The organism is Alteromonas sp. K632G (assembly GCF_017653625.1).
Classification (GTDB): Bacteria; Pseudomonadota; Gammaproteobacteria; order Enterobacterales; family Alteromonadaceae; genus Alteromonas; species Alteromonas naphthalenivorans.
Genome location: NZ_JAGGDM010000012.1, coordinates 88,973 through 113,394, shown reverse-complemented (window position 1 = coordinate 113,394; position 24,422 = coordinate 88,973). Strand labels below are relative to the sequence as shown.

Sequence of the window (24,422 nt, the reverse complement as noted above, 5' to 3'; positions counted from 1 at the left end):
GTCCGATGAGTTATTATAGATGCTTTAGCGGTTCTGTTGCCATGGTATCGCAAGAAATACGTTCAAATTAGGCAAGTTAATCTAAAATACTTAACTTTAGTATGAGGTAACTTGGTCGATAGCATCTTACAATAAGAGAAAGTGAAACCTTATCCTCACCAACCCGGTATCCATAATGCAGACATTTGTACCTGACGACCTCGAAGAAGATATTCTTTGTGACTTAATGGAAGAAATTAATGAGCTTTACGAATCGAGTGAGCAGACATTAATAGAATTAGAGCTTCGTCCAGAAGACAATGAACTGCAACGTGCGTTGTTCCGATCAATTCATACTATTAAAGGCGACCTTGGGTTAGTGAATTTCTCACCCATGATCCCCTTGCTTCAGCATGTAGAAGACTTACTCGATTACTTACGTAAAGGACAGGTGTCGTATACCAGCACCATGAGTGACTTGGTGTTACTTACCATGGATAGGGTTAAGGCATTTGTAGAAGCTGTTATGGCTGAAGGAAAAGCCGAATATGACGATACCTTGCACCAACAGTTGGTCATGGCGATAAGCCGAATTACACCGGATAATGGCGATGAACATGAGAAACGTCTTACCGAGGCTGTATTATTACTCAACCCCGCCTTAGACGTAATAACCGACGACAGTAACCCTGAAAATATTCAAATAAAACCGCCTACGCTGGCAACGTCGGGTATACCCAAAGACATGAGTAATGAAAAGAAATTGGATGTTCTTTTCTTTCGTGATCTTATGCAAACCATCGAGAAGCGCTCGAAATTTTGGGTAGGCAGAGGGGATAGGGTTGCTAAGTTAGCGTTGTATATTAATAGTACCGCAGGCAAACCTATTGATGAATCTCAGCTAGCCGTAGCCAGTTATGTACATGATTTCGGTATGGCATTTATGCCACTAAAGCTTTTGCATAAAAGCGAGGCGTTAACCGATATAGAATTCAACTTAATGCGTTCCCATGTGTATAAAAGCTCCCGCTTGCTTGAACACTTAGACCAATGGGATTTGGCCCGTAAAATAGTGATGCAGCACCATGAGCGTACTGATGGCACCGGTTACCCATTAGGCCTTAAAGAAGATGATATTTGTGATGGGGCCAAGTTACTTGCCATTGTTGATACTTATGATGCGATGACACATTCTCGTGCCCACAATGATGAAAAACAACTATCTAAGAAAGAGGCAGTTATTGAAATTAACCGCAGTGCTAAAGGGCAATTTAGCATGCAGTGGGTAAGGTTGTTCAACCAGGCGATGACAAGTTTGTTGAAAAAAGGCGGCTAGCCTCCAATTAGTAACGAACCTATTTCTTGTTTTCAACAAGCATAGAAAAGCCCGCTATTTCACAATGAATAAAGCGGGCTTTTGTGTATTAGCAGGCCTTACAAGCTAGCGCAAACTACGTAATACCTAGCTCTTTTAGTTTACGAGTAAGGGTATTACGGCCCCAACCTAAACGCTTAGCGGCATCTTGCTTATGGCCATGAGTATGCTCAAGGGCACGTTCCAACATAATTTTTTCAAACGTAAGCATGGCGTCATTAAGAATATTGTATCTGCCATCGCGAAGTTGTTTGTCGGTCCAACGGGCGAGTAAGTCTGGCCAATCTCCCGCTTCGGCGGCGGGCTTTTCGATGCTGTTGTCTGAGTGGATTTCAGGCGGTAAGTCACTCGGTAACACTTCTTGTCCGCTAGCCATCACGGTTAACCAACGGCATACGTTTTCGAGTTGTCTTACGTTACCTGGCCAAGGAAGCTGAGCCATTAACTTTTCAGCATCTTTGCTTAAACTTTTTGCTTCTACATCTAACTCTTTCGCTGCTCGGCGTAAGAAGTGACGGGCTAATAAATGAATATCTTCACGGCGTTCAGATAAAGACGGTAGATGCACACGAATAACATTTAACCGGTGAAATAAATCCTCACGAAACTTTCCGTCAGCCACACGCTTTTCTAAGTTTTGGTGGGTGGCAGCAATAATTCGTACGTCTACTGCCACAGATTGATGGCCGCCCACACGGTAAAATTGTCCATCGGCTAAAACCCGAAGAAGTCGAGTTTGCACATCTAAAGGCATGTCACCTATTTCATCAAGAAAAAGGGTGCCGCCGTCAGCTTGTTCAAAGCGCCCTTGGCGCGCATTTTGGGCACCTGTAAACGCGCCTTTTTCATGGCCAAATAACTCAGACTCTACCAAGTCGGCTGGAATAGCGGCCATATTAAGTGCGATAAAAGGTTTACTAGAGCGCGGGCTATGGCGATGTAAGGCGTGGGCAACCAGCTCTTTACCAGTACCTGACTGGCCATTAATTAATACACTAATTGAAGAACGAGATAATCGGCCGATTGCACGGAAAACTTCCTGCATCGCGGGTGCTTCTCCGATAATTTCGGTTTCCGGATCGTCTTGAGGGGCTTGCTGCGTTTTCGACTGCTCTCTTGCATGGGCTAACGCACGTTGAGTCAGCGTGACCGCTTCATCGATATCAAAGGGTTTAGGTAGATATTCAAATGCCCCTTTTTGATAGGCGTTTACCGCGCTGTCTAAATCGGAATGTGCTGTCATGATGATTACCGGCATCATGGGGTGCGTAGCATGAACTTCATTAAGCAATGTCATGCCGTCCATCTGCGGCATTTTAATATCAGAGATAATCACTTCTGGCGCTTGACCGCTTTGTAATTGAAGGAGTAAATCTTGCGGGTTTTCAAAACACAAGCATCCAATGCTTGCTGTTTGTAAGGCCTTTTGAAGCACCCAACGAATAGAACTATCGTCATCGACAATCCATACTGACTCATTCGTCATTGTCTGTCTCCTTGCGGTCTATCGGAATATAAATTACGAATTCAGTGTGCCCAGGGTGGCTTTCTACATCTATTTTTCCGCCGTGATGGTTTATCAATGTTTGCGATATCGATAACCCTAAGCCGGAACCATTTTGCTTACTGCTCACCATGGGGTAAAAAAGCGTGTCTTTTATTTCTGAGGGAATGCCTGGGCCATTGTCTATCACTTTTATTTTAGCGATTAGGGCATGGCGGTTTCCCTGAATAGTCATCTGTCGCTCAATACGCGTTACCAAGCGAATTTGAGGGTCAGGCGTTTCACTTTCGGTTAACGCCTGAATACTATTTCTGACAATATTTAAAACAGCTTGCTGAATCATATCGGCGTCAATCATCAGAGGTGGAATACTAGGGTCGTAATCCCGAATGATGGTGATAGGGGTTTCTGAGTCAACCCGCATCAGGCTTCGCACTTGCTCCAATGCTTGATGCACATTGCTCCAATTAAACCGAGGCAGTGAATTTGGTCCAAGCAAACGGTCGACTAGATTTCTAAGTCGATCAGATTGCTCAATGATCATCTGAGTAAATTCTTTATGCTCTTCGCTCAATTCTTTTTCAAGTAATTGCGCCGCCCCGCGAATGCCCCCTAATGGGTTTTTAATTTCATGAGCTAACCCACGGACAAGTTCGCGAGCTGCATAATGTTGTGCGTTTTGTAAATTTTCACGGGATATTCGCTTTTGCTGATCTATTTTTTTTACTTCAAATAGTAGCCTAGCCCCTTCTTCTAACTGCAAGTTCGTTACGGTTAAATCAACCATGACATTGCGATTATCTCTAAAACAAAGGCGAATTTCGTTTTCGGTAAAGTCTTCTCCGTGCCTTAGTGCTGCGCGTAAACGAGTGGTGTCGATATTTCCAGGCAGGAAAAAGTCATCAAGTCGATGACCGCATAGTTGCTTTCTGCCAGTTTCAAACAGGGCTTCTCCTGCGTGGTTGGCGTAAACAATATTTAATCTATTGTCTACCATCACAAGCGCAGTATTCAGGCTGTTCAAAAATTGTTGCGTGTCTAACTCGGTAGATTGCATCCGAGCTTATCTCCTCTGCACTATATGGGTGCATTGTAACGTATCGGTAAAAATTGTAGGCACAGAATTGGTGTTACTTTTTTTCTGTTCCCCGCTATGGTGCGGGCTTTGCGCTACTTTCGAACGTTAGTTGCTATTTATTAACGCTGATGCTTGATGTAGAAACAGCGTTTGTAGTGCAGAGGATGCAAGAGTCTTGCCCTTATTATCTGTTAGCTCAACCTTATACTGATGTTCGCCCCGATTTATACCATTTAAGGTAAATACGCCTGTTGTATTGCTCTGCAATAGGGCGCCATCAAAAATTAACTGATAGCGGGGCGCCTTCACTGAAGTCGGCTGGTTCGCTCGTATGGTGAAGTTTCCGGCGTTGTTTCGAAGAGTAGCCTCAGGGGCAGGAGAGGCTATAACCACCTTATAGGCAACCTCCTTGGATTTAGTTGTTTGAGCGAAAACGGGTTTCGGTGTTGAGGGGCTAGACACTACATTCTGTGTTTTCGCTTCAAACTCAACAGGGTCGCTTTTTGGTGAAGGGTTATCGGTATAAAGGATAGTGCCATCGGCTTGCTTCACTTTATAAACAGGAGAGCTTGAGGTAGTAGACTCATCAGGGTCGTTTGATGTGCTTTGCCCATGGCTTTCACTGGGGAGTAACACCATCACCGTAAGCAACGCAATGTAGGGATAAATAGTCAATAGGAAGACCCACTCATAGTTTCTTACTTATATAGTAGAAAAGCTTTGGCATAAAAAAAAGCCCGCATAAGCGGGCTTTTGTATAAATAAGCACTTAAGCGTTAATTAAACGCTGTAGTACATGTCGAACTCAACTGGGTGAGTTGTCATGGCAAGCGTAGTTACTTCTTCAGACTTAAGATCGATGTATGCATCAATCATGTCGTCAGTCATAACGCCACCCGCTTTAAGGAACTCACGGTCGTTATCCAATGCTTCTAGTGCCATTTCTAGCGAGCTAGCAACGGTTGGAATTTCTGCCGCTTCTTCTGGTGGTAAGTCGTACAAGTCTTTATCCATAGAATCGCCAGGATGGATCTTGTTCTTAATACCGTCAAGGCCAGCCATAAGCATTGCTGAGAAAGCAAGGTATGGGTTAGCTGTTGGGTCAGGGAAACGTACTTCGATACGACGCGCTTTATCGCTAGTTACGTATGGAATACGGATAGATGCAGAACGGTTACGTGCAGAGTATGCAAGCATTACCGGTGCTTCAAATCCTGGAACCAAACGCTTGTAAGAGTTGGTTGATGCGTTTGCAAAAGCGTTGATTGCACGAGCGTGTTTAATAATACCGCCAATGTAGAAAAGCGCTTCTTCAGACAGACCAGCATACTTATCACCCGCAAAGATGTTTACGCCATCTTTAGCGATTGATTGGTGACAGTGCATACCAGAACCGTTATCACCTACAAGAGGCTTAGGCATGAACGTAGCAGTTTGGCCATAAGCGTGAGCTACATTATGTACTACATACTTATAAACTTGGATTTCATCTGCTTTCGTTACTAGTGTGTTGAATTCGCAAGCGATTTCGTTTTGACCAGCAGTAGCAACTTCATGGTGATGCGCTTCAATAACTAAGCCCATTTCTTCCATTACTAAACACATAGCAGCACGAATATCGTGTGCTGAATCTACTGGAGGAACTGGGAAGTAACCGCCTTTAACACCAGGACGGTGACCCATGTTTCCGCCTTCAAAATCAGCGCCTGAGTTCCATTTTGCTTCAGCAGCATCAATCTTATAGAAAGAGCCAGCCATATCTGTGTGGAATTTAACATCGTCAAAAAGGAAGAATTCTGGCTCTGGACCGAAGAATACGGTGTCGCCGATGCCGGTAGATTTTAGGTATTCTTCTGCACGGCGCGCAACAGAACGTGGATCACGTTCGTAACCTTCCATAGTAGAAGGCTCTAGGATGTCACAACGAATATTAACTTGAGTCTCTTCTGCGAATGGGTCAACTACCGCACTCGTAGGATCAGGCATAAGTACCATGTCTGATTCATTAATGCCTTTCCAGCCAGCAATTGAAGAACCATCGAACATTTTACCTTCTTCAAATGTCTCTTCGTCTACCGTAGCAGCAGGAATCGATACGTGTTGTTCCTTACCCTTAGTATCAGTAAAGCGCAAATCAACAAATTTCGCTTCACTTTCTTTAATCAGCTCTAATGCCTTTTCTACTGACATCGTGTCCTCCAGGTTTAATGTAAAAATGCGGAATGATCAGCTTCATCCCAACAGTGGAAAAACTAAAAGCGATTTTCATGCCATCTATCGTGATTCCAATTTTGCTGGCTTAGCAGCAAGAGGATAACTGAATGATTAATGGTGTTGCACTATAATGGTGCTCAATCGCTATATTTTGGTGCAAATTAAACTTAAGTAGCCGTTAGCTAGCCTAGAGTAACTTGTCTTCACTTACCACCGAAAACAGGGCGCAAAAGTAATAAATTCGTTAATCAAAGACTATAATAGTGAAAAACATGCCTCCCTTTTAAAAAAAGGTGCGCAAACGCCGTGGTTTTTCTGTACAATCCGCGCAAAATTTACTATCTGCATTTTTTGCAACAAATCTAATGCATGCTTAACATCATGTAATGATTTACACAGGCTCCCTAGATGAATACCACTGATATTAATAAATTACGTAACATTGCTATTATTGCTCACGTTGACCACGGTAAAACAACTTTGGTTGATAAACTGTTACAACAGTCAGGCACTCTTGAAACTCGCGGTGAGCAAGAAGAGCGCGTGATGGACTCGAATGACATCGAGAAAGAACGCGGCATCACAATCTTAGCGAAAAACACTGCGATTAACTGGAACGACTACCGTATCAACATCGTAGATACTCCAGGACACGCCGATTTCGGTGGTGAAGTAGAGCGTGTAATGTCAATGGCCGATTCAGTGTTGCTTCTAGTAGACGCGCAAGAAGGTCCAATGCCTCAAACGCGTTTCGTAACACAAAAAGCATTTGCTCAAGGCTTAAAGCCAATTGTTGTTATCAACAAAATTGATAAGCCAGGCGCACGTCCTGATTGGGTTATGGATCAAGTATTCGATTTGTTCGACAACCTTGGCGCAACTGACGATCAACTAGACTTCCAAGTTGTTTATGCTTCTGCACTGAATGGTTGGGCTTCACTAGACGCCGACAAACCTGAAGAAGACATGAACGCGTTGTTCCAAACGATTGTTGACCAAGTATCGCCTCCAGACGCTGATGCTTCTGGTGCATTCCAAATGCAAATTTCTCAACTTGATTACAACTCATATGTTGGTGTAATCGGTGTTGGTCGTATTAAGCGCGGTACCGTTAAGCCAAACCAACAAGTAACTGTTGTTACTGCTGAAGGTGAGAAGCGTAACGGTAAAGTTGGCTTAGTATATGGTTACCTTGGTCTAGCACGTCATGAAGTTGAAGGTGCAAGTGCTGGCGATATCATCGCAATCACAGGTTTAGGTTCGCTTAAAATCTCTGACACTATTTGTGATACTAACCAAGTAGAAGCAATGACACCGTTATCTGTTGATGAACCAACAGTGACCATGACTTTCCAAGTAAACACTTCACCGTTTTCTGGTAAAGAAGGTAAATACGTTACTTCACGTAACATTCTAGAGCGTTTGAACGACGAACTAGTACATAACGTTGCACTACGTGTTGAAGAAACACCAGATCCGGATAAATTCCGCGTATCAGGTCGTGGTGAACTTCACTTGGGTATCCTTATTGAAAACATGCGTCGTGAAGGCTACGAGCTAGCAGTATCACGTCCAGAAGTTATTCTTAAAGAAGAGAATGGCGAAACACAAGAACCGTTTGAAACACTAACGGTTGACTGTGAAGAAGCGCATCAGGGCTCAATCATGGAACAACTTGGTCTGCGTAAAGCTGAAATGACCAACATGTCTCCAGATGGTAAAGGCCGTGTACGTATCGACTTCGTAATTCCTAGCCGTGGATTGATTGGTTTCCAAACAGAATTCATGACGATGACGTCTGGTTCTGGTTTGCTTTACCATACGTTTGATCACTATGGCCCATACAAAGGCGGTATCATTGGGAAGCGTAAGAACGGTGTTCTTATTGCTAACGCTAACGGTAAAGCCCTAACTAACGCCTTGTTTAACCTTCAAGAGCGTGGTCGTTTGTTTATCGGTCACGGTGTAGAAGTTTACGAAGGTATGGTTATCGGTATTCACAGCCGCGATAACGACCTAACTGTAAATGCCCTTAAAGGTAAGCAGTTAACCAACGTTCGCGCATCTGGTACTGATGAAGCGCAAACTTTGGTTCCGCCTATCAAGATGTCTCTTGAGCAAGCGCTTGAGTTCATCGATGAAGACGAACTAGTTGAAGTTACGCCAGTATCTATTCGTATTCGTAAGAAGTTACTTACTGAAAACGAACGTAAGCGTTCTTCACGCGAGAAAAAGTAATCACCACTGCTTTGATAACTTAATTAGTTTTCAAATGCATTGATATGATTCAAAAACGCCAGCTTGAAAGCTGGCGTTTTTTTTATATTCACGTTTTTTGCCAAAATGTCGACGAAAGATGAGTTGGCAACATCGAATTTGGCCTCTATTATCAAGTTATTGAAATTAAAAAGGCAAAGCCCGTGTTTTCTGTAGCAGTTATTGAAGACGATGTTATTACGCTCGATCTTATTACCGATGCATTAGAAACCCGTTTGTCGGCGACGGTTTATCCGTTTAGCCGAAGTAAAATTGCTCGTGAATTCTTACTCCAACAAACGCCAGACACACTTCAGCTTATTATCAGCGACCAAGTCATGAAAGAATTCGATGGGTTAAGTTTGTTGAAAGCATGCCGCTCTGCGAATTTATCCGTTCCCTTTTTACTTATTACTGGCGATCCTAATAAAGAACTCGTTATGGAAGCGCGCAAGTTAGGCGTGTCTGGATTTTTAGCGAAACCCTTGGAAATGGACGCCTTGGCCGCAAAGGCGAAATCTGTTGTGCAAGCAAAAACGAAAAGTCGCGTTAGCTAATAGCGAACTACTCGTCAGCGAATATAGGTAATGGCGTTAGCAAACAAATAAAAAAGTCCTAAATGGTCTAAGCAGCGCTAGTTTATATGCTCACGAATTATTACACTGGTGCCCATAATGTAATGGCAACAGGATGTATGTGTGACGATTAATTTTGACCAAACCCCACCTCGTAAAGATACCTATTCGTTCAAGTGGCAGAAATATAAAGGCAAGGACATTATTCCTGCTTGGGTTGCCGACACTGAATTTCGTTGCGCACAGCCTATTTTAGATGCAATTTCAGCACAAGTTGAGCACGGTAATTTAGGTTATGTACTACCTAGTCAGCATCAAGGTGCCATTCGTGCAATCCAGCGCTGGTTGAAAGACAAACACGACTGGGATGTTAAATCAGAATGGATTGTGTGGACACCCGGCGTAGTGCCTGCGTTTAATGTAGCCTGTAAAGCTTATTGTGAGCCAGGCGATAAGGTGCTTATTCAAACGCCTAATTACCCACCATTGCTCGCGGCGCCTAAATTAAATGAATTAGAGCGTGTCGATATTGGCACTGTGATTGACTCTGAATCGGAAGGAAAGCGCTATACGTTGGATTTCGAAGCACTAGAAGCCAATGCCGCCGACCCTAAATGTAAGTTATTCATTCTTTGTAACCCAATGAATCCAGTTGGCTCAGTATTAACCAAAGCAGAGCTAGATAGGGTTGCTGATATTTGTAACGCCAATAACGTGCGTTTATGTTCTGATGAAATCCACTGTGATTTAATTTTAGAGCCTGGAGTGAAGCATATTCCTGCTGGTCGTGAGGCTAACTTAGCCAACAACAGCGTTACCCTAATGGCTGCTAGCAAAACCTTTAACGTTGCGGGTTTAGGCACCTCTTTTGCGATTATTCCAGACCCTAAACTCCGGCAGCAATTTACCAGCGCAGCCGCTGGCATCATGCCTTGGGTTACCGTGTTGGGATTAGCCGCTACCGAAGCCGCATTTACTTTGTGTGACGAATGGCACAGCGCTCAAATTGAGTATTTGCGCGCTAACCGTGATGCCGTGTATGAAACGATAAACGGTATCGATGGGTTATCTATGCTGAAGCAAGAAGCCACGTTTTTAGCGTGGGTAGACGCAAGCGGTTTAGGCGTAGAAAACGTGCAAAGATGGGCTGAAGAAAAAGGCGTAGGCCCTTCTCCTGGCGCAGATTTTCATAAAGCTGATCATTTCAGAATTAACTTTGGCTGTAGCCAGTCGATGCTTAATGATGTGCTACAACGTTTAGCCAAGTAGTGGTCAAGTTAGCCACTAATTAAACGCTAGCCTATAAAAACGCCCGTCTGCTTATCGCATAACGGGCTTTTTTGTGGCTGAAATTATCGAATTAAATGAATAGGCTAGTCAATTTATAAAGACCCAATCCCACCACAACAGATACCACTAAAACGCCTGCAAGATTGCTCCATAGGGTGTTTTTGAATTCGCCAAGTGCGTTACTTTTATTCATCACTACCAATAAAAAGATAGCGATAATAGGCAGCAATAAGCCGTTGGTTGCTTGAGCAAATAAGATAGCAGGTAAGGGTTTAAAGCCGAGTGCAGCAACGGCAACGCCACACACAATTATTGTCAGCCACACCGCCCTAAACCCCTTGCTTTTCATGTCGTCAGACAGCCCAAGTGCTCCACAAACCGCATAGGCTGCTGCAAGCGGTGCGGTGATGGCACTGGTTAGCCCAGCCGCGAATAAGCCTAATGCAAAAAACCATTGAGCTTTGTCACCTAAGACGGGCTTTAACTGCTCACCCATGTTTCCGGCGTCCATGGTGGCAGCTTGGTTGAAAAAGGCCATCATAGCAGTGGCCATCACCACAAGGGTAATTAAGCCGCCCATACTAATGGCCGTTGCCGATTGTTTTCTGCACGCTTTAATCGCATCACTTTTATCAGAATTTGTATTGTCCGTGTTTGTGGATGACTTCGCCACAAGACTCGCATGAAGAAATAAGTTGTAAGGCACAATAGTGGTGCCTATCAACGCAAGTATGGTGGTAATAGAATCGGCGGCTAAACGCGGCTGCAGTAGCTGGCTAAACATTAGTGATATATCGGGTTTAGCAACAATAAGGGTAACGAAAAACACGCCAGCCATAATAAACACGAGGTAAACCAGTACGCTTTCTATCCATGAATAGCTACCTGTCCAAAGTAGAGCAATGGCAAGTACCCCAAGAATAAGCGCCCAGGTGCCTGTGCCAATTTCCCAAAAAGCATCTAGACCGATGGCAGCGCCGGTTAGATTGCCTGATTCATAAGCGGCGTTTCCAATGCCGATTGCGCTAACAATTAACGCAATGAAAAGCATTTTCAGCCATGGTGTAGACACCATGTCTTTCATGGCTGATGCCAAGCCTTTGCTCGTTGCCACCCCCAAGCGAGCTGCCATATCTTGCAATACAATGGTGGCAAAAATTGAAAACAGTAATGCCCACACCAAATGAAAACCGAAGTTAGCGCCTGCTAGACTTGCCGTTGTTACTGTACCTGGGCCAATAAAGGCAGCCGCGATAATATATCCTGATTTATCTTTTGCCATTGCAGTCACTCTTAGTTTAGTTTTGCTATCATGACAACAGGTTAGCTATTGCGCAACCACGCAAACTAATTCTATTGCTACTCGCTCACTATGTTGTTGTGCTTTGAATATAACGGTTAACACAGGTTTTTAACCCAACATAAAAACGGGCGCGAAGGGTACAGGTTATAAATAGGTCATTTCAACCGCTAGTAGGAATTTTTAATGTCAGAAACGGCGCGTCCCATCGATATTCTTTTGCCTGTATTTGAAAAGGGCAAGTTAACGCATGTACTACCTAGCGCCTACAAAGCCGACGGTATGATATTCGCTGTTGCAGCATCACCAGAAATACCTATGCCAGAGCAGTGGATGCCATGGTTGATACAGAGCTCTTCAAGTGCACTGGTAGACAAAGATGTAGATGCATTAGCGGATGTACTGATGAATAACTTAAGGGCTCACCTGCAGTGTATGACCGACGAGAAGCCCTTAATGCCATCACGCTGTGTGTATTCAGAGGGTGATGCTACTGTTGAACCCGCTTCTGCAATACCCGCTGAATTAGCTCAATGGCTTGAAGGATTACTTTACGTGCACCAGCAACTTGAAGATGTCTGGCAACAAGCGTGGGAAAAGTTAAGTGCAAAAGATGCAATGCGTGAAGATATCAATGACTCAGATACCCCAGAGAAACGGCTGTCTCGTTGCTTAAAGTTATTTACTACCCTAGCAAATGTTGAACTGGCATTGCAGTATCGTAACCCCAGCCAAGCGCAACAGCTTAAAGCCAACTTACCCTTATTGTGGAAACAACTTCCAGCAATGATTCAAGATTATATTGATCTGGCTGGCGAACTGAGCGCAGCATTACCTAACCAATTTGAAACCTTTACGAAAACTTCTTAACGAGCTTTCTGACGCTGCAGGTGTTTGCGCTGAGAAAGCGTATTACGCAATGACTTCATGTAAGCGTCTAACTCTGCTTTAGCGTTGTCGTAAGCATGACTTAACTCACTAGAGTTAGGTTGGCGCATCAGCGCTTTAAACGCTAAATCAGTTTGCGACAACAAATCTTTTAAGTGCTGGTTACTATCATCCATGTAGTTTCCTTTAGGTTATTTAACGGTTATTCCATAACATCAGTACGTGGTAACACGGCCTGTTGAATTTATAGCGGTTTTACTACTGCTAAACAAACAATAGCCAATATAAGCAGTACCGGAGCTTCATTAATAATGCGGTAAAATTTGGCGCTGTGACGATTTTCATCACGGGAGAATTGTTTTACTAGCTTAAACAAATAGAAGTGATAGCCGTAAAGCGCAAGCAAAAGCATGAATTTAATGTGTAGCCAACCTGACATTTTAAACCACGTACTCCCATAGCTCACGATAAGTGCAACACCAAACGCCAAGGTTAACAAAGCGAAAGGGGTGACAAAAAACCACAGCCTTCTCTCCATCACTTTAAACTGATCTTTCACTTCTTGCGATGTAGCTTCAGCATGGTAAACAAACAACCGAGGAAGATAAAAAATTCCGGCCATCCACGCAAGCATGAAAAAAATATGAAGTGCTTTAAACCATAAAATGTACATTGTTAATACTGTGCCTTTTGTAAAAAGCTTTGCAAAATATTCCAGGTAATAACGCCAATGATGTCGTTGAGTTCCTGATCGTAAATATAGACCGCGCCAGAACGCGTATTTTTGAGATGCTCATATACTTCATGAAGCGTGCTTTGAGCATTTAAGCCTTCCATCTCGTGATAACTGAGCGCATTCGCATCGTGTTCTAAGCTCACATTATATTGGACCAGACGATACTGCACATCTATTTCAAATTTTGATTGTTGAATTACGATCTTTGTTGGATTTTTCGATAAATAGTCTTCAAGTGCCTTATCTGGAGCGTCATGAAAAAGTTTGTAGTCTTTGCTTAATGCTGCCAGTACACCCGTTTTTTCAAGGGCTTCCCGAATGGAAGAAATAGCATAGGGTAGGTTTTGATAATCTAATTGGCGAATAAAAATCGACCGATTGCCGAAAAATTGTGTTGATGTCACATAAGCAGGCACGATAACCAACATGGCGGGCAAAATAATTTCAGGGCTGTACGATAACTCCATTACCGCCGACAAGGCAGCTAAGGGCGCGTGAAGCACGGCTGTTAGCATGCCAGCAATACCTAATAAGGCAAAGCTGTTAGTAAATTCAGGTACGTCGATAAAGTAAGACAAGGGCACCAACAGTACCGCACCAGCAAGCATGCCGATAACCATTACAGGCCCAATAATTCCGCCGGGAATACCCAGTCCAATAGCAAATACAGCCAGCACGACTTTACTCACTAAAATAGCACACAGTAAAAGGGTTTCTGGGTTGCTGGAAAACAGCGTTTCGACATCAATAAAGTTGGCCCCTAACGCCTCGGGCAACAACATACCCACTGTACCTGTTATTAGCGCCGCCAGCATGAGTCGCCATACCATAGGGACAGGTCTAAACCAGGTCATTACCCGCATAAGTTGGTTGTTAAATAATGTCGCGAGCATACCGAGTAAAACGCCAAGTAAAACAAGGTATAGGTACATCCACTGACTAAACGCGGTAAAAGATAAAAACGACAGTTCGTTTACTTGCCCAAATACGATACGGGTTAACACCGAGCCACACGCAGCGGCAAGCATAACGGGCACAAATATATGAATTTTATATTCCCGCAGTACCACTTCCATAACGAAGATAACCGCGGCAAACGGGGTATTAAATGAGGCGGATATGCCCGCAGCAATACCACAACCCGCTAAAATACGAATGCTGTTGTAGGGAAGTCGTAGCCATTGGCCTAAGAAGCTACTGGCCGATGCACCTAAATGAACGCAAGGGCCTTCGCGGCCTACCACGAAGCCGCCGGCTAAGGCCAACATACCGCCGAAAAATTGATTAATAGTAGTGCGAAAGGGAATATGGCCGTAGTAATATTTTACGCGGTGGATAACAAAGGGGATACCCATACGATAGTGCTTAAAGCCCGTGATATAGGCAATAAGCAAAATACACAGCACGCTAAGTAAGGGCATGAGAAACCAAACGGGCCACTCATCATTGAACCACTCTCGTAGTGCACCGAAACCTGACGCTTGAAGCCATTCTACGCAAAGGCGGAACATGATGATCAGTGATGCAGCACTTACGCCGCCCACAATACCCAAGAGGCAAAGTTGTATAGACGTCCTCGGGTGAGCCACTTCTTGTCGTAAAGCCTGCAAACGCATGTTGTGATACAGTAGAGAAATCGTAGATATAAGCAGCTTACCACAAACACTTGAAATTCATAATGTTAAGAATTTTAATGTATCTGGCTCGAGAAAATTAAGAACCATAACTATTCATGACAACTGATAAATTGAAACAACTCCTAGGTGATTACAAGTGGTCATTGCTTGTCGCTGCTTTGTTACTAATAATGATAGCGTTTGGCTACAAGTTAGCGCGAATAGTGGATGAGGGTGATAGCCTGAAGGTAGCTGCTCAAGACAAAACCATTGCGTTATTAGTCAGTGAAAATAATCAATATGTGACTCAGGTTAACCAATTGGAAGTCGCATTACAGTTAACAGAATTGGAAAAGAAATCGATTGCCGAGCAACTCAATAACGTTCAAACCGAACAGGCTGAGCTTCAGCAGCAACTCGCTTTTTACCAACGAATTATGGCACCTGAAACCACCCAAGATGGTTTTATCATTGAAGGGGTAGAGGTTGTCTCACTGCCAGAGCCTAATCAGTTTCAAATGCGTTTTGTAGTACTACAGCAGCGACAAAACAAAGCAGTAGTTAAGGGCAAACTTGCAGTCACCTTAGTAGGTGAGCGGGAAGGGAAGGAGTACACGGTTACTATTGGTGAGCCAGAGTTTATTCAGCAAGAAATTGAGTACAGGTTTAAATATTTTCAAGCCATTAATACAAGCTTTACGCTACCCGATGGCTTTCAGCCTACATCAATTACCCTTGAAACTACTGTATACCAATATAATGCAAAGCGCGGAGACTTAGCTAAAACGGTCAAGTGGGAAGACGCATTGAATAGTGGCAGTATAATAGAAGATACGCAGTAGCGCTTCGACGATAAGTACAATGCAAACCCACAGTGCCGGGCGAAGAAGCTCATTCTCAAGTGTGAACCGTGAGTGTTTCACAGCTACTAGCCTCACTGATATCGCTATCTCTCGAATAGAAAATAATACCCATAGCCCACCGTTATGGCAGGAATAGCGGAGTAGACAGTGGCTAGAATGGCCGCTTTTGGTGATAGTGCTATGGCGGGAAACAATGCATCACCGTCGTTACTAATAGCATTACCAAGTTGAGCAGAAAAAGGTACTGCACCATTCAAATACAGACTGGTCACTAATATTTGTGGGCCGCACCCGGGTATAAACCCCACCAAAATTGCTAAGCCTACAACGCTTGCGCCCATAGAGGTTAGGGTGGCACCTATATCAAGTCCAAACCACAGTATCGATAATTCAAACAATAAAAAAGCGACGACAACCCAAGCTAATACAAATTGGGTATCTAGCGCGGCTTTACTCTGCCAGCGTGGCGGAGGCGTAATAGCATCTTCTTTAGTTAGCGAAGCATAACCTGCACTGCCGCCGTTTAACGACCACAGTGTAATGGCCGATAAGCACAATACGGCACCAATAAGTTGCAATGTAGGTTCCGTTACCCCCAGATATTCATGAACGGGCGATTGGAACGACAAGCCTAGGGCGATAGCAAGTGATGGTAATGCGACAATCAGCCAAAAATATGTAGAAAGCTTATCAATGGAAGAGGAGGCAATGGTAGCTGATGGCTCACTATCATCAACACTATCATCGGTATTGTCGTCAGCACTGCCAAACGCAGTAGTGGAGGACGGCGGTTGGTAATTGTGGAACCGGTTTACAATAACGCCGGTAAGGGTACCCACTACCATGCCTACACCCATTACGGTTAAGCCGTCAAACGGCGCCTGAGCCAAAAGCAAGAACGCGGCGTCACCCATGGTACTTGTTAGCACGGCAACCACGGCACCAAAACTAGTAACACCTCGGGTATATTGAGTGACTACAATAATCGCGCCCCCGCAGCCGGGAAGGGCACCAAGAAAAGATGCCAAGCCTACTTCATAGAGCGGATGCTTGCGCATAAAGTCGCCAATGGCTTCAGCGGATACTTTCAAAGTGGCAAGGTAATAAACTGACAGTGATGCATAAACAAATGCAGCTACTTGAAAATAGGCATCGGATAGAACCGCGATGGTCGCTTCACGCGTGAATGAGTAAACAAGCAGCACGACGATAAACGCTGGTAAGAACAGGCGCTTGTTTAACATTAGCGTTTTCTGTCTAATGCTGTATCTACTGACTTTTTCAGTTGAAGTTAAAGAAGACACTCTCGATTCCAGATGCTAGCAACAGGTGGTGGTCCTACAAGGCTTAGTAATAAAAAGCCCAGTAATAATAGGCCCGGTAATAAAAGGCACAGAAATAAAGGCCCAGTACTAAAGCTCCAGCCCCACACATTACAGTGAAAATAACAGGTTTTAGCAAAAGCACATGTAATGTGCTTTTTAAACAAACAGTACTAATTCCTACGAACTTTTACGTGATCAGATCATGCTATAATTGCATTAAATGATAATGGTTATTATTATCATTAATCGGTATTCTGTCAAGATGTCCTGTTAATACGTCCTGTCAATACGTACCGATAGCACTTGTGACTCAGCTTTGTTGGGTCCTACGTTAATAGGAGCTTTGAGGGAAACTTTGATAACCGCGTTGATGGATGCAATGTTGTTGAAAGAGATAAATAAGGATCCAAACCGTGCAGGGTGAAGTAGGCAAGAGTAGAGTAACGTTTATTTCATCAGATTAAGGGGACAGTAATGACAAATACCCGAACAGAACGTGACAGCATGGGCGAGCTCGAAGTTCCTAGCGACGCGTTATATGGCGCACAGACACAACGCGCAATTAATAACTTTCCATTAAGTGGTGAACGAATGCCGCTTACTTTTATTCGCACCCTAGTGACAATTAAAAAAGCCGCTGCACTTGCGAACAAAAAACTCGAAACCCTTAATGCTGGAACTGCCGACGCTATACAGCAGGCCTGTGACACATTGCTTGATGAGCTCGAGTTACAGCAACACTTCCCGGTAGATGTATTTCAAACGGGCTCAGGCACTAGCACCAATATGAATGCCAATGAGGTCATCGCTAACTTGGCGAATCAGCAACAAGGTAAACATGAAGGGGAAGCGGTTCACCCTAACGATCATGTTAACAACGGACAAAGCTCAAACGATGTTATTCCCACTACCATTCATGCAAGTGCCGCTATCGAACTGACAGAATCGCTTATCCCTGCCATTAGTAGGCTAATCGATATCATTGGTACCAAAGCGAACTCAGTGTCTGATTATTGCAAAACCGGCCGCACACACTTAATGGATGCTATGCCGGTTAGGATGGATCAAAGTTTGCGTGCTTGGTCTGCGCAGCTTAGTCAGCAACGTAAGACAATAAAATCGCTTCAACCCGCCATTCAAACGTTAGCGCAGGGTGGAACGGCAGTTGGCACAGGAGTAAACGCACACCCTGATTTTGCCGCCACTTTTGCGAGCACTCTATCTGACCTTACAGGTATAACATTTACCCCCGCTGATAACTGCTTTGCATTAATTAGCTCGCAAGATACGGCGGTAACTTTATCAGGCGCGATAAAATCCCTCGCCGTTACCTTAATGAAAATTTCAAATGACTTACGTTGGATGAACTCAGGGCCCCTTGCTGGTTTAGGTGAAGTATCGCTGCCGGCATTGCAACCAGGGTCATCTATTATGCCCGGCAAAGTGAACCCCGTAATACCCGAAGCGGTAGCGATGGCATCTGCACAGGTGATAGGAAACGATGCAGCCATAACGGTGGGCGGGCAGTCGGGCAATTTCGAGCTTAACGTTATGTTGCCTATGATTGCCGATAATTTGCTGTCGAGCATCAAGTTAATGTCGAATAGCTGTGTGCTTTTGGGCGAGCAGGCCATTAAAGGGTTTACGGTTAACCAAGAGAACCTTGAGAAAGCATTGGCGAAAAACCCTATTTTAGTGACTGCGCTTAACCCTATCATTGGTTATGCGAAAGCCGCAGAAATAGCGAAAAAAGCTTACAAAGATAAAATGCCCGTTATCGATGTTGCAGAAGCGATGACCGACTTGCCAAGGTCTGAGCTGGAATCGTTATTAGACCCTAAAAAACTGACTGAAATTCAGCGCTAAAGCATTTAGTAGGGCGGTTAACCGAGCTTTAATTCCCTGGTTGAAAGGCTCTATGGACAAAATATTGGTATGCAAAGCGTGGAGCCCCACGCTTTTTTTACGGATTTTCAAAGCAATTTTAGGTCGATACTAGATGCCTAGTGCAAAGGAATGTTAGATTGTGGTTGTTTTGTGAGCAGTTGTGCGCTTGTTAAGCGCTTGCCTATTGCCGATGAAGCGGAATTTGATAGAGTGCATACTCGCTTTAAGCCCTCATGGTTGGGCAGTTGAGCAATAAAAATTACTCAGGAATAATTAATGACAGATACATGCTTTCGCATGAAGGGCACTACACTAACCAGTATCGTGTTAGAAGTGATCGATTTTGAGCCAGATACCTTTGAATCTCAGCTTGCTGAAAAGGTAAATAGTGCCCCCCAGTTTTTCACTCGTTCATCGCTAATATTGCATTTAGTCAAATCGCTCAGTGCCACCGAGTTCGAGTTGCTTGTTGCGTTGTGTCGACGCTTTAAGCTTCAACCTATGGCGGTTCGCGGTGAAGTAGGGCCACTTAGAAGTATCATCAACGATTTGGGCTTAGCGGATGTTAGCCAAAGTAAATTCACAGAAAGCTCGTTGAAAACAACAAAATCAGAAAGTACCACGTCAAAAGAGCAGGCCGCGAATGAGCCAGCGGCATCCACACCAGTATCTCCGCCAGTACCCACACCAGCAGCTGTCACTAAACCTGTAAAAGTCATTAGCCGCCCAGTACGCTCAGGGCAGCAAGTTTATGCCGAAGGTGGTGATTTGGTGATTACCGCAGCGGTGAGCGAAGGGGCAGAAGTACTAGCAGATGGAAATATTCATGTTTACGGCACACTTAGAGGCCGAGCTTTGGCGGGCGTAAAAGGTAATGTGCATGCCCGCGTTTTTTGTCAGTCGTTAGATGCAGAACTTATCTCAATTGCTGGGCAATTCATTATGCATGAAACCGTAAAAGCATCATGCTGGAAACAGCCCGCACAAATCTATTTAGAAGAGGACACGTTACACATTGAGCCTATCGCCTAAGTGTTAACGTATTCTACAAGGAATTAAAAATGGCAAAGATTATCGTAGTAACATCGGGTAAAGGTGGGGTTGGTAAAACGACTTCAAGTGCGGCTATCAGTACAGGTTTAGCCTTAGCGGGTCATAAAACAGTAGTCATCGATTTTGATGTGGGCTTACGTAACCTCGATTTAATCATGGGCTGTGAACGCCGTGTGGTTTACGACTTCGTTAACGTGATAAATAAAGAAGCCACGCTGAAACAAGCGCTAATTAAAGATAAGCGTACCGACAACTTGTTTATTCTGCCAGCATCACAAACACGTGATAAAGACGCGCTTACCATCGATGGGGTTCAAGCCGTTCTTAACGAGTTGAAAGAAGATTTCGATTTTATTATCTGTGATTCACCAGCAGGTATAGAACAAGGCGCTCAAATGGCATTGTATTTTGCCGATGAAGCTATCGTTGTGACTAACCCTGAAGTCTCTTCGGTACGTGATTCAGATCGTATTTTAGGTATTTTGCAAAGTAAGTCTTTGCGCGCTGAACAAGGCAAGCCGGTAAAAGAGCATTTATTGCTTACCCGCTACAATCCTCAGCGAGTGGAAAGTGCAGAAATGCTTAGTGTTGCTGATGTTGAAGAAATATTAGCGATACCATTATTGGGTGTTATTCCTGAATCGGAAGCGGTACTTAAGGCTTCTAACCAAGGTCAGCCGGTTATTCTAGACTTAGAAGCCAATGCTGGTCAGGCATATTCAGACGCCGTTCGCCGCTTATTAGGCGAAACCATTGAACATAGATTTCTAGAAGCAGAGAAGAAAGGGTTCTTTAAGCGCCTGCTAGGAGGCAAGTAATGAGTATTTTCGATTACCTACTCAAGAAAAAGGAAAAGCCGCGCACTGCGGCCATGGCCAAAGAGCGGTTACAAATTATTGTAGCCCACGAAAGACGTAAACGTACTGAGCCTGATTATCTGCCCATGATGCAGCAAGAAATTATTCAGGTAATACGTAAATATGTGAGTATTGCAGACGACCAAGTGTCGGTACAGTTGGAAAGCAGTGACGATTGCAGCGTACTAGAGCTAAACGTGACTTTGCCTGAAAGCTAAAGCTAAAGCTAAAGCTAAAGCTAGGGCGAAGGCCAAGAATAGACGATTTACATCGTATCAAAGCCGCCCATGCCACGACTTACTCTAAAATAGTATTGCCCATGTCTTAGCAACAAGGCATGGGTAAATTGCTATTGTTTATTCGCTTTTCTCTAAGGTAATACCAAGTTGCTGCTTTGCTAAATACACCACGGTAGGGTCGATTGGTGGTGGTTCTACAATCACGCCTTCACTCAGTGCCTCTACAATCGTTTTTAGCACGCTAATACGTGCAAACCATTTATGCTCGGCCTGTATCACATGCCAAGGTGCCATTTCAGTATCGGTTTTATCAAACATCTCTTCTATGGCATTAATGTAATCGTCCCGTCGGCCACGATTTCGTATATCTTCTTCGGTTAGCTTCCAGCGTTTGTAAGGGTTATTTAAGCGTTCTTCAAAGCGCGCTAATTGCTCGGCTGCTGAAATATGCATAAAGAGTTTTATAATTGTTACGCCGTCATCAATTAAGAGTCGTTCAAACTCATTAATTTCTTGATACGCTCTTTCCCATGCGGGTTTAGGTGTAAAACCTTCAATGCGTTCTACCATCACACGGCCATAGTAAGAGCGGTCGAAAATGGCTATTCTTCCCGGTACAGGTAGCCGGGTTTGAAACCGATAGAGGTAGTGGCGACCTTGTTCCTCAGGTGTGGGTTTGGCAAAGGAGTGAACGCGAAACCCGCGAGGGTCGAGTTTTTCGGTTATCCTTCTAATAGCGCCGCCTTTTCCTGCGGCGTCCCATCCTTCAAACACAATGATTGCACGCCTGCCTTGGTGATAGTAGGCCTGTTGAACATGCAGTAATTTTTTTTGCCAGCTTTTCAGTGCTTGTTTGTAATGTTCTCGTTCATCAATAGCAGGAGCTTGTGCGCCTTCTGGCAGTCTAAGCTTACGATTTTGAAGGGAAATAGAAGATACTGAATGCGCCATGTTAATCCCGTCGGTTTCTTTTTAGAGTATGCCTTACGGGCTTGAGTGTCCATTTTGCCATTCATATTTATGCTAAATGAAATGTCGCTAGCTATTGTTTCAGTTAGTTTCACCCCAATAGTTGATAGCATTACTCAAGTATTAGATAATTGGGTTATCGATACGTGTACGTGAAGGCGTGCAGGTGCACATGGTTAATGAAGAGGTGAGTATGTCTGTAGAAATGGCGTTGCCAATTGAGTTTTCTGATGCAGCGGCGACAAAAGTAAAAGCGCTCATCACGGAAGAAGAAAATCCTGAATTAAAACTGCGGGTTTATGTTACTGGAGGCGGTTGTTCTGGCTTTCAGTATGGTTTCACTTTTGATGAGAAGGTGAACGACGGCGATATGACAATTGATAAAGACGACGTTACCTTAGTGGTAGACCCTATGAGTTTGCAATACTTAGTGGGCGGCGTTGTTGACTATGTTGAAGGTTTAGAAGGTTCACGCTTTTTAGTGCAAAACCCAAATGCAACCACTACCTGTGGATGCGGCGCTAGCTTCAGCGTGTAAATGATTATCGGGCATACATCGCATCATGGTGTATGCTTGTCTCGCGTTTATGATCTTGTACTTTTCTCCTCGTTGATTTTATGGCTAAACTGAGTGTGTAAGTAAACTCACTCAGGTTGAAGCTATGAAACTGTATGGTTCGGTAACATCTCCATTTGTACGTAGAATTCGCGTAGTACTTTCTAACACGCCCCATGAATTCCTCGATTTACAAATATTCTCTGGGGAAGACAGAGAGCTACTTGCATCGCGAAACCCCACTTTAAAAGTGCCTTGCCTAGAAGACGACGGGCAGCTAATTTTCGATTCCAGAGTAATTTATAGCTATTTGGCGAGTAAATTCGACCATGACTCCCTGTCTTGGGAGGAAGAAAACCTACTCACTCTGATAGATGCTGCTAATGATTCATTCGTGCAGCTGATGCTACTAAAGCGTTCTGATATTGATATCAATCAAGACAAGCTCATCATTCGTTTGCAAAAAGAACGTATAGAATCAGTTTTTTCGACACTGTCTAAGCAGTTGGAAGCGGGTGGATTTAGCGGCTGGACGTACCCTGAAATATGTCTGTACTCAATGGTAGATTGGGTGCTATTCAGAGAATTGCACAGTTTTAAAGACTATCCTTTGTTACTGGAGTTTCATGAAAAGCACCGTGATCGTATAGAGCTAACCGCTACCGACCCACGTCAGTAGCCTTTGTTGAAATCAAATTGATAATGGAGCGGTTCGTTAGCCATGTAACGCATTGCATTGGTTATAAATACGCTAGCAACATCTTCAGGTGATGATACTGCGGCAGTATGAGCAGTAACTACCACCTTGGGGTGTGTCCAAAATGGGTGCTTCTCTGGCAGTGGTTCTTGTGTAAATACGTCAAGGACTGCTGCTTGTAGTGTGCCGTTATCCAGCGCGTTTAAAAGGGCACCTTCTATAATGGCACTTCCGCGTCCTGCGTTGATAAACACGCTATGAGGCTTCAGTGCGTTAAAGAAAGCCTGGTTTAATACACCTGTAGTTGCGGGCGTATCTGGCATCAGGTTCACTACATGGTCGGCCTTTTGGGCAAACTTGAGTAGATCAGTTGCTGCATAGACGCTATCGAAACCGTCTACCGCTTGACCACTTCTCGATAAGCCTATGACTTTCATTTCAAAACTTTTTGCCACAGGAATAAGTGCTTGGGCTATTGAACCAGCGCCTAAAATGCCAAGGGTTTTACCCGTAAGGGGTGCTCGAGGGCTTTCTTCCCAAATTGGGGGCTGATGATTCTGGTTATGCGCAAACGCCGGAATATTGCGTGCGTATTGCAAGAGATAAGCAAACACATATTCGCGCATTAGCTTTCCAAACACGCCTTTTACGCCAGTGAGTATATAATCGCTTTTGTCCAAATTAAGCAGAGGTGCATTACCAGCCCACGTTGACTGGCACCACTTCAAGCCAGTGCACTGGTCGATAACCTTAGCCGCCAAATTAGGATCGGCAAGCAATACCTCAACCTCGTCGGGGTTAATTTGTTCAGAAGTGGTAACGGCTTGGCAGATATTCAAAGCATGAGGCTGGGGCCATGCATTTGCTATTTCCTCTGCTAATGCGCTGGCATCTTTGCTGAGTATAGAGACGTTGAGTGTAGGCGATTGAATTGACATAAATGAGCCTTAGTAATCTTTATTGGTGGCTTTTACGATTAGCACACGAATACATAGCTTAAATAGTTTACGCAGAGTCGAGACTGCTAGTGAGGATACCCTAAGATAATCATTCACATAAGGCAACGCTATCGGTCAAACTAAAGAAAATGTCGAACATAGCCGATAACAGCCTAGAATCCTTTTCTGCTAGCGCCTAAACTTACCAAGGCTCTAGTTTTTTTACA

Annotated in this window: 23 protein-coding genes; 12 read left to right on the top strand and 11 right to left on the bottom strand. The window is 44.1% G+C overall.

The window, feature by feature from the left end:
* Nucleotides 1-175 precede the first annotated feature (175 nt).
* On the top strand, nt 176-1,315 hold the full coding sequence (locus J5X92_RS13030) for an HD domain-containing phosphohydrolase (protein ID WP_013782789.1): 1,140 nt from the start codon (nt 176-178) through the stop codon (nt 1,313-1,315).
* Between the two features lie 115 nt (nt 1,316-1,430).
* Here J5X92_RS13030 and glnG read toward each other — a convergent pair whose 3' ends face one another.
* The 4 genes from glnG to glnA all read right to left on the bottom strand — a co-directional run bounded on the left by glnG (nt 1,431) and on the right by glnA (nt 6,126).
* Nucleotides 1,431-2,840 (bottom strand): nitrogen regulation protein NR(I), encoded by a 1,410-nt coding sequence (gene glnG / locus J5X92_RS13025; protein WP_208805902.1) that lies wholly within the window; start codon nt 2,838-2,840, stop codon nt 1,431-1,433.
* Entirely contained in the window at nt 2,830-3,915 is a 1,086-nt protein-coding gene (gene glnL / locus J5X92_RS13020; RefSeq protein WP_013782791.1) for a nitrogen regulation protein NR(II), read from the bottom strand. Before glnL ends, glnG begins: the two co-directional genes overlap by 11 nt.
* 126 nt (nt 3,916-4,041) lie before the next feature.
* Nucleotides 4,042-4,611 carry a hypothetical protein gene (locus J5X92_RS13015; RefSeq protein ID WP_013782792.1) on the bottom strand — a complete coding sequence of 190 codons (570 nt, stop codon included), beginning with the start codon at nt 4,609-4,611 and terminating at the stop codon, nt 4,042-4,044.
* Nucleotides 4,612-4,716: 105 nt separating this feature from the next.
* Nucleotides 4,717-6,126 (bottom strand): glutamate--ammonia ligase, encoded by a 1,410-nt coding sequence (gene glnA, locus J5X92_RS13010; protein ID WP_013782793.1) that lies wholly within the window; start codon nt 6,124-6,126, stop codon nt 4,717-4,719.
* Nucleotides 6,127-6,558: 432 nt separating this feature from the next.
* Between glnA and typA the strand changes: the two genes are divergently transcribed.
* The 3 genes from typA to J5X92_RS12995 all read left to right on the top strand — a co-directional run bounded on the left by typA (nt 6,559) and on the right by J5X92_RS12995 (nt 10,250).
* Nucleotides 6,559-8,388, top strand: a complete 1,830-nt coding sequence (gene typA / locus J5X92_RS13005) for a translational GTPase TypA (protein WP_013782794.1) — start codon at nt 6,559-6,561, stop codon at nt 8,386-8,388.
* A gap of 182 nt (nt 8,389-8,570) precedes the next feature.
* Nucleotides 8,571-8,963, top strand: a complete 393-nt coding sequence (locus J5X92_RS13000; protein ID WP_013782795.1) for a response regulator — start codon at nt 8,571-8,573, stop codon at nt 8,961-8,963.
* 141 nt (nt 8,964-9,104) lie between these two features.
* Nucleotides 9,105-10,250, top strand: a complete 1,146-nt coding sequence (locus J5X92_RS12995; RefSeq protein WP_013782796.1) for a PatB family C-S lyase — start codon at nt 9,105-9,107, stop codon at nt 10,248-10,250.
* Between the two features lie 91 nt (nt 10,251-10,341).
* On the opposite strand, the gene J5X92_RS12990 is transcribed toward J5X92_RS12995, so the two are convergent.
* On the bottom strand, nt 10,342-11,553 hold the full coding sequence (locus tag J5X92_RS12990) for an Nramp family divalent metal transporter (protein WP_208805901.1): 1,212 nt from the start codon (nt 11,551-11,553) through the stop codon (nt 10,342-10,344).
* A 204-nt stretch (nt 11,554-11,757) separates the two neighbouring features.
* Here J5X92_RS12990 and J5X92_RS12985 point away from each other — a divergent pair, with 204 nt between their 5' ends.
* Nucleotides 11,758-12,441: a UPF0149 family protein gene (locus tag J5X92_RS12985; protein ID WP_208805900.1), complete on the top strand. Its 684-nt coding sequence runs from the start codon at nt 11,758-11,760 to the stop codon at nt 12,439-12,441.
* Here J5X92_RS12985 and J5X92_RS12980 read toward each other — a convergent pair.
* The 3 genes from J5X92_RS12980 to J5X92_RS12970 all read right to left on the bottom strand — a co-directional run bounded on the left by J5X92_RS12980 (nt 12,438) and on the right by J5X92_RS12970 (nt 14,811).
* Nucleotides 12,438-12,635 (bottom strand): hypothetical protein, encoded by a 198-nt coding sequence (locus J5X92_RS12980; protein WP_013782799.1) that lies wholly within the window; start codon nt 12,633-12,635, stop codon nt 12,438-12,440. The genes J5X92_RS12985 and J5X92_RS12980 overlap by 4 nt on opposite strands.
* A 68-nt stretch (nt 12,636-12,703) precedes the next feature.
* A complete protein-coding gene (hemJ, locus tag J5X92_RS12975; protein WP_013782800.1) occupies nt 12,704-13,132 on the bottom strand; it encodes a protoporphyrinogen oxidase HemJ in 429 nt (142 codons plus the stop codon).
* A 2-nt stretch (nt 13,133-13,134) separates the two neighbouring features.
* Nucleotides 13,135-14,811, bottom strand: a complete 1,677-nt coding sequence (locus tag J5X92_RS12970) for a chloride channel protein (RefSeq protein ID WP_041452464.1) — start codon at nt 14,809-14,811, stop codon at nt 13,135-13,137.
* A gap of 116 nt (nt 14,812-14,927) precedes the next feature.
* On the opposite strand from J5X92_RS12970, the gene J5X92_RS12965 reads away from it, so the two are divergent.
* Entirely contained in the window at nt 14,928-15,653 is a 726-nt protein-coding gene (locus J5X92_RS12965) for a DUF6776 family protein (protein WP_013782802.1), read from the top strand.
* A gap of 104 nt (nt 15,654-15,757) precedes the next feature.
* Here J5X92_RS12965 and J5X92_RS12960 read toward each other — a convergent pair whose 3' ends face one another.
* Nucleotides 15,758-16,978 (bottom strand): putative manganese transporter, encoded by a 1,221-nt coding sequence (locus tag J5X92_RS12960; RefSeq protein ID WP_348272397.1) that lies wholly within the window; start codon nt 16,976-16,978, stop codon nt 15,758-15,760.
* A gap of 495 nt (nt 16,979-17,473) precedes the next feature.
* Here J5X92_RS12960 and J5X92_RS12955 point away from each other — a divergent pair, with 495 nt between their 5' ends.
* The 4 genes from J5X92_RS12955 to minE all read left to right on the top strand — a co-directional run bounded on the left by J5X92_RS12955 (nt 17,474) and on the right by minE (nt 21,014).
* A complete protein-coding gene (locus tag J5X92_RS12955) occupies nt 17,474-18,865 on the top strand; it encodes a class II fumarate hydratase (RefSeq protein WP_126873108.1) in 1,392 nt (463 codons plus the stop codon).
* Between the two features lie 297 nt (nt 18,866-19,162).
* Entirely contained in the window at nt 19,163-19,918 is a 756-nt protein-coding gene (gene minC / locus J5X92_RS12950) for a septum site-determining protein MinC (RefSeq protein ID WP_126873109.1), read from the top strand.
* 29 nt (nt 19,919-19,947) lie between these two features.
* Nucleotides 19,948-20,757 carry a septum site-determining protein MinD gene (gene minD / locus J5X92_RS12945; protein WP_013782808.1) on the top strand — a complete coding sequence of 270 codons (810 nt, stop codon included), beginning with the start codon at nt 19,948-19,950 and terminating at the stop codon, nt 20,755-20,757.
* Nucleotides 20,757-21,014: a cell division topological specificity factor MinE gene (minE, locus tag J5X92_RS12940; protein ID WP_126873110.1), complete on the top strand. Its 258-nt coding sequence runs from the start codon at nt 20,757-20,759 to the stop codon at nt 21,012-21,014. The genes minD and minE overlap by 1 nt, the downstream gene beginning before the upstream one ends.
* Before the next feature lie 138 nt (nt 21,015-21,152).
* On the opposite strand, the gene J5X92_RS12935 is transcribed toward minE, so the two are convergent.
* Nucleotides 21,153-21,986 (bottom strand): PPK2 family polyphosphate kinase, encoded by an 834-nt coding sequence (locus J5X92_RS12935; protein WP_126873111.1) that lies wholly within the window; start codon nt 21,984-21,986, stop codon nt 21,153-21,155.
* Nucleotides 21,987-22,197: 211 nt separating this feature from the next.
* On the opposite strand from J5X92_RS12935, the gene erpA reads away from it, so the two are divergent.
* Together erpA and J5X92_RS12925 are read left to right on the top strand one after the other, a co-directional pair.
* A complete protein-coding gene (erpA, locus tag J5X92_RS12930; protein ID WP_126873133.1) occupies nt 22,198-22,542 on the top strand; it encodes an iron-sulfur cluster insertion protein ErpA in 345 nt (114 codons plus the stop codon).
* 124 nt (nt 22,543-22,666) lie between these two features.
* Nucleotides 22,667-23,239: a glutathione S-transferase family protein gene (locus J5X92_RS12925; protein WP_126873112.1), complete on the top strand. Its 573-nt coding sequence runs from the start codon at nt 22,667-22,669 to the stop codon at nt 23,237-23,239.
* Here J5X92_RS12925 and J5X92_RS12920 read toward each other — a convergent pair.
* The gene (locus J5X92_RS12920) at nt 23,233-24,195 is read right to left on the bottom strand and encodes a D-2-hydroxyacid dehydrogenase (protein WP_126873113.1); all 963 of its coding nucleotides are present in this window, start codon (nt 24,193-24,195) and stop codon (nt 23,233-23,235) included. The two genes, J5X92_RS12925 and J5X92_RS12920, sit on opposite strands and share 7 nt — an antisense overlap.
* Nucleotides 24,196-24,422: the final 227 nt, after the last annotated feature.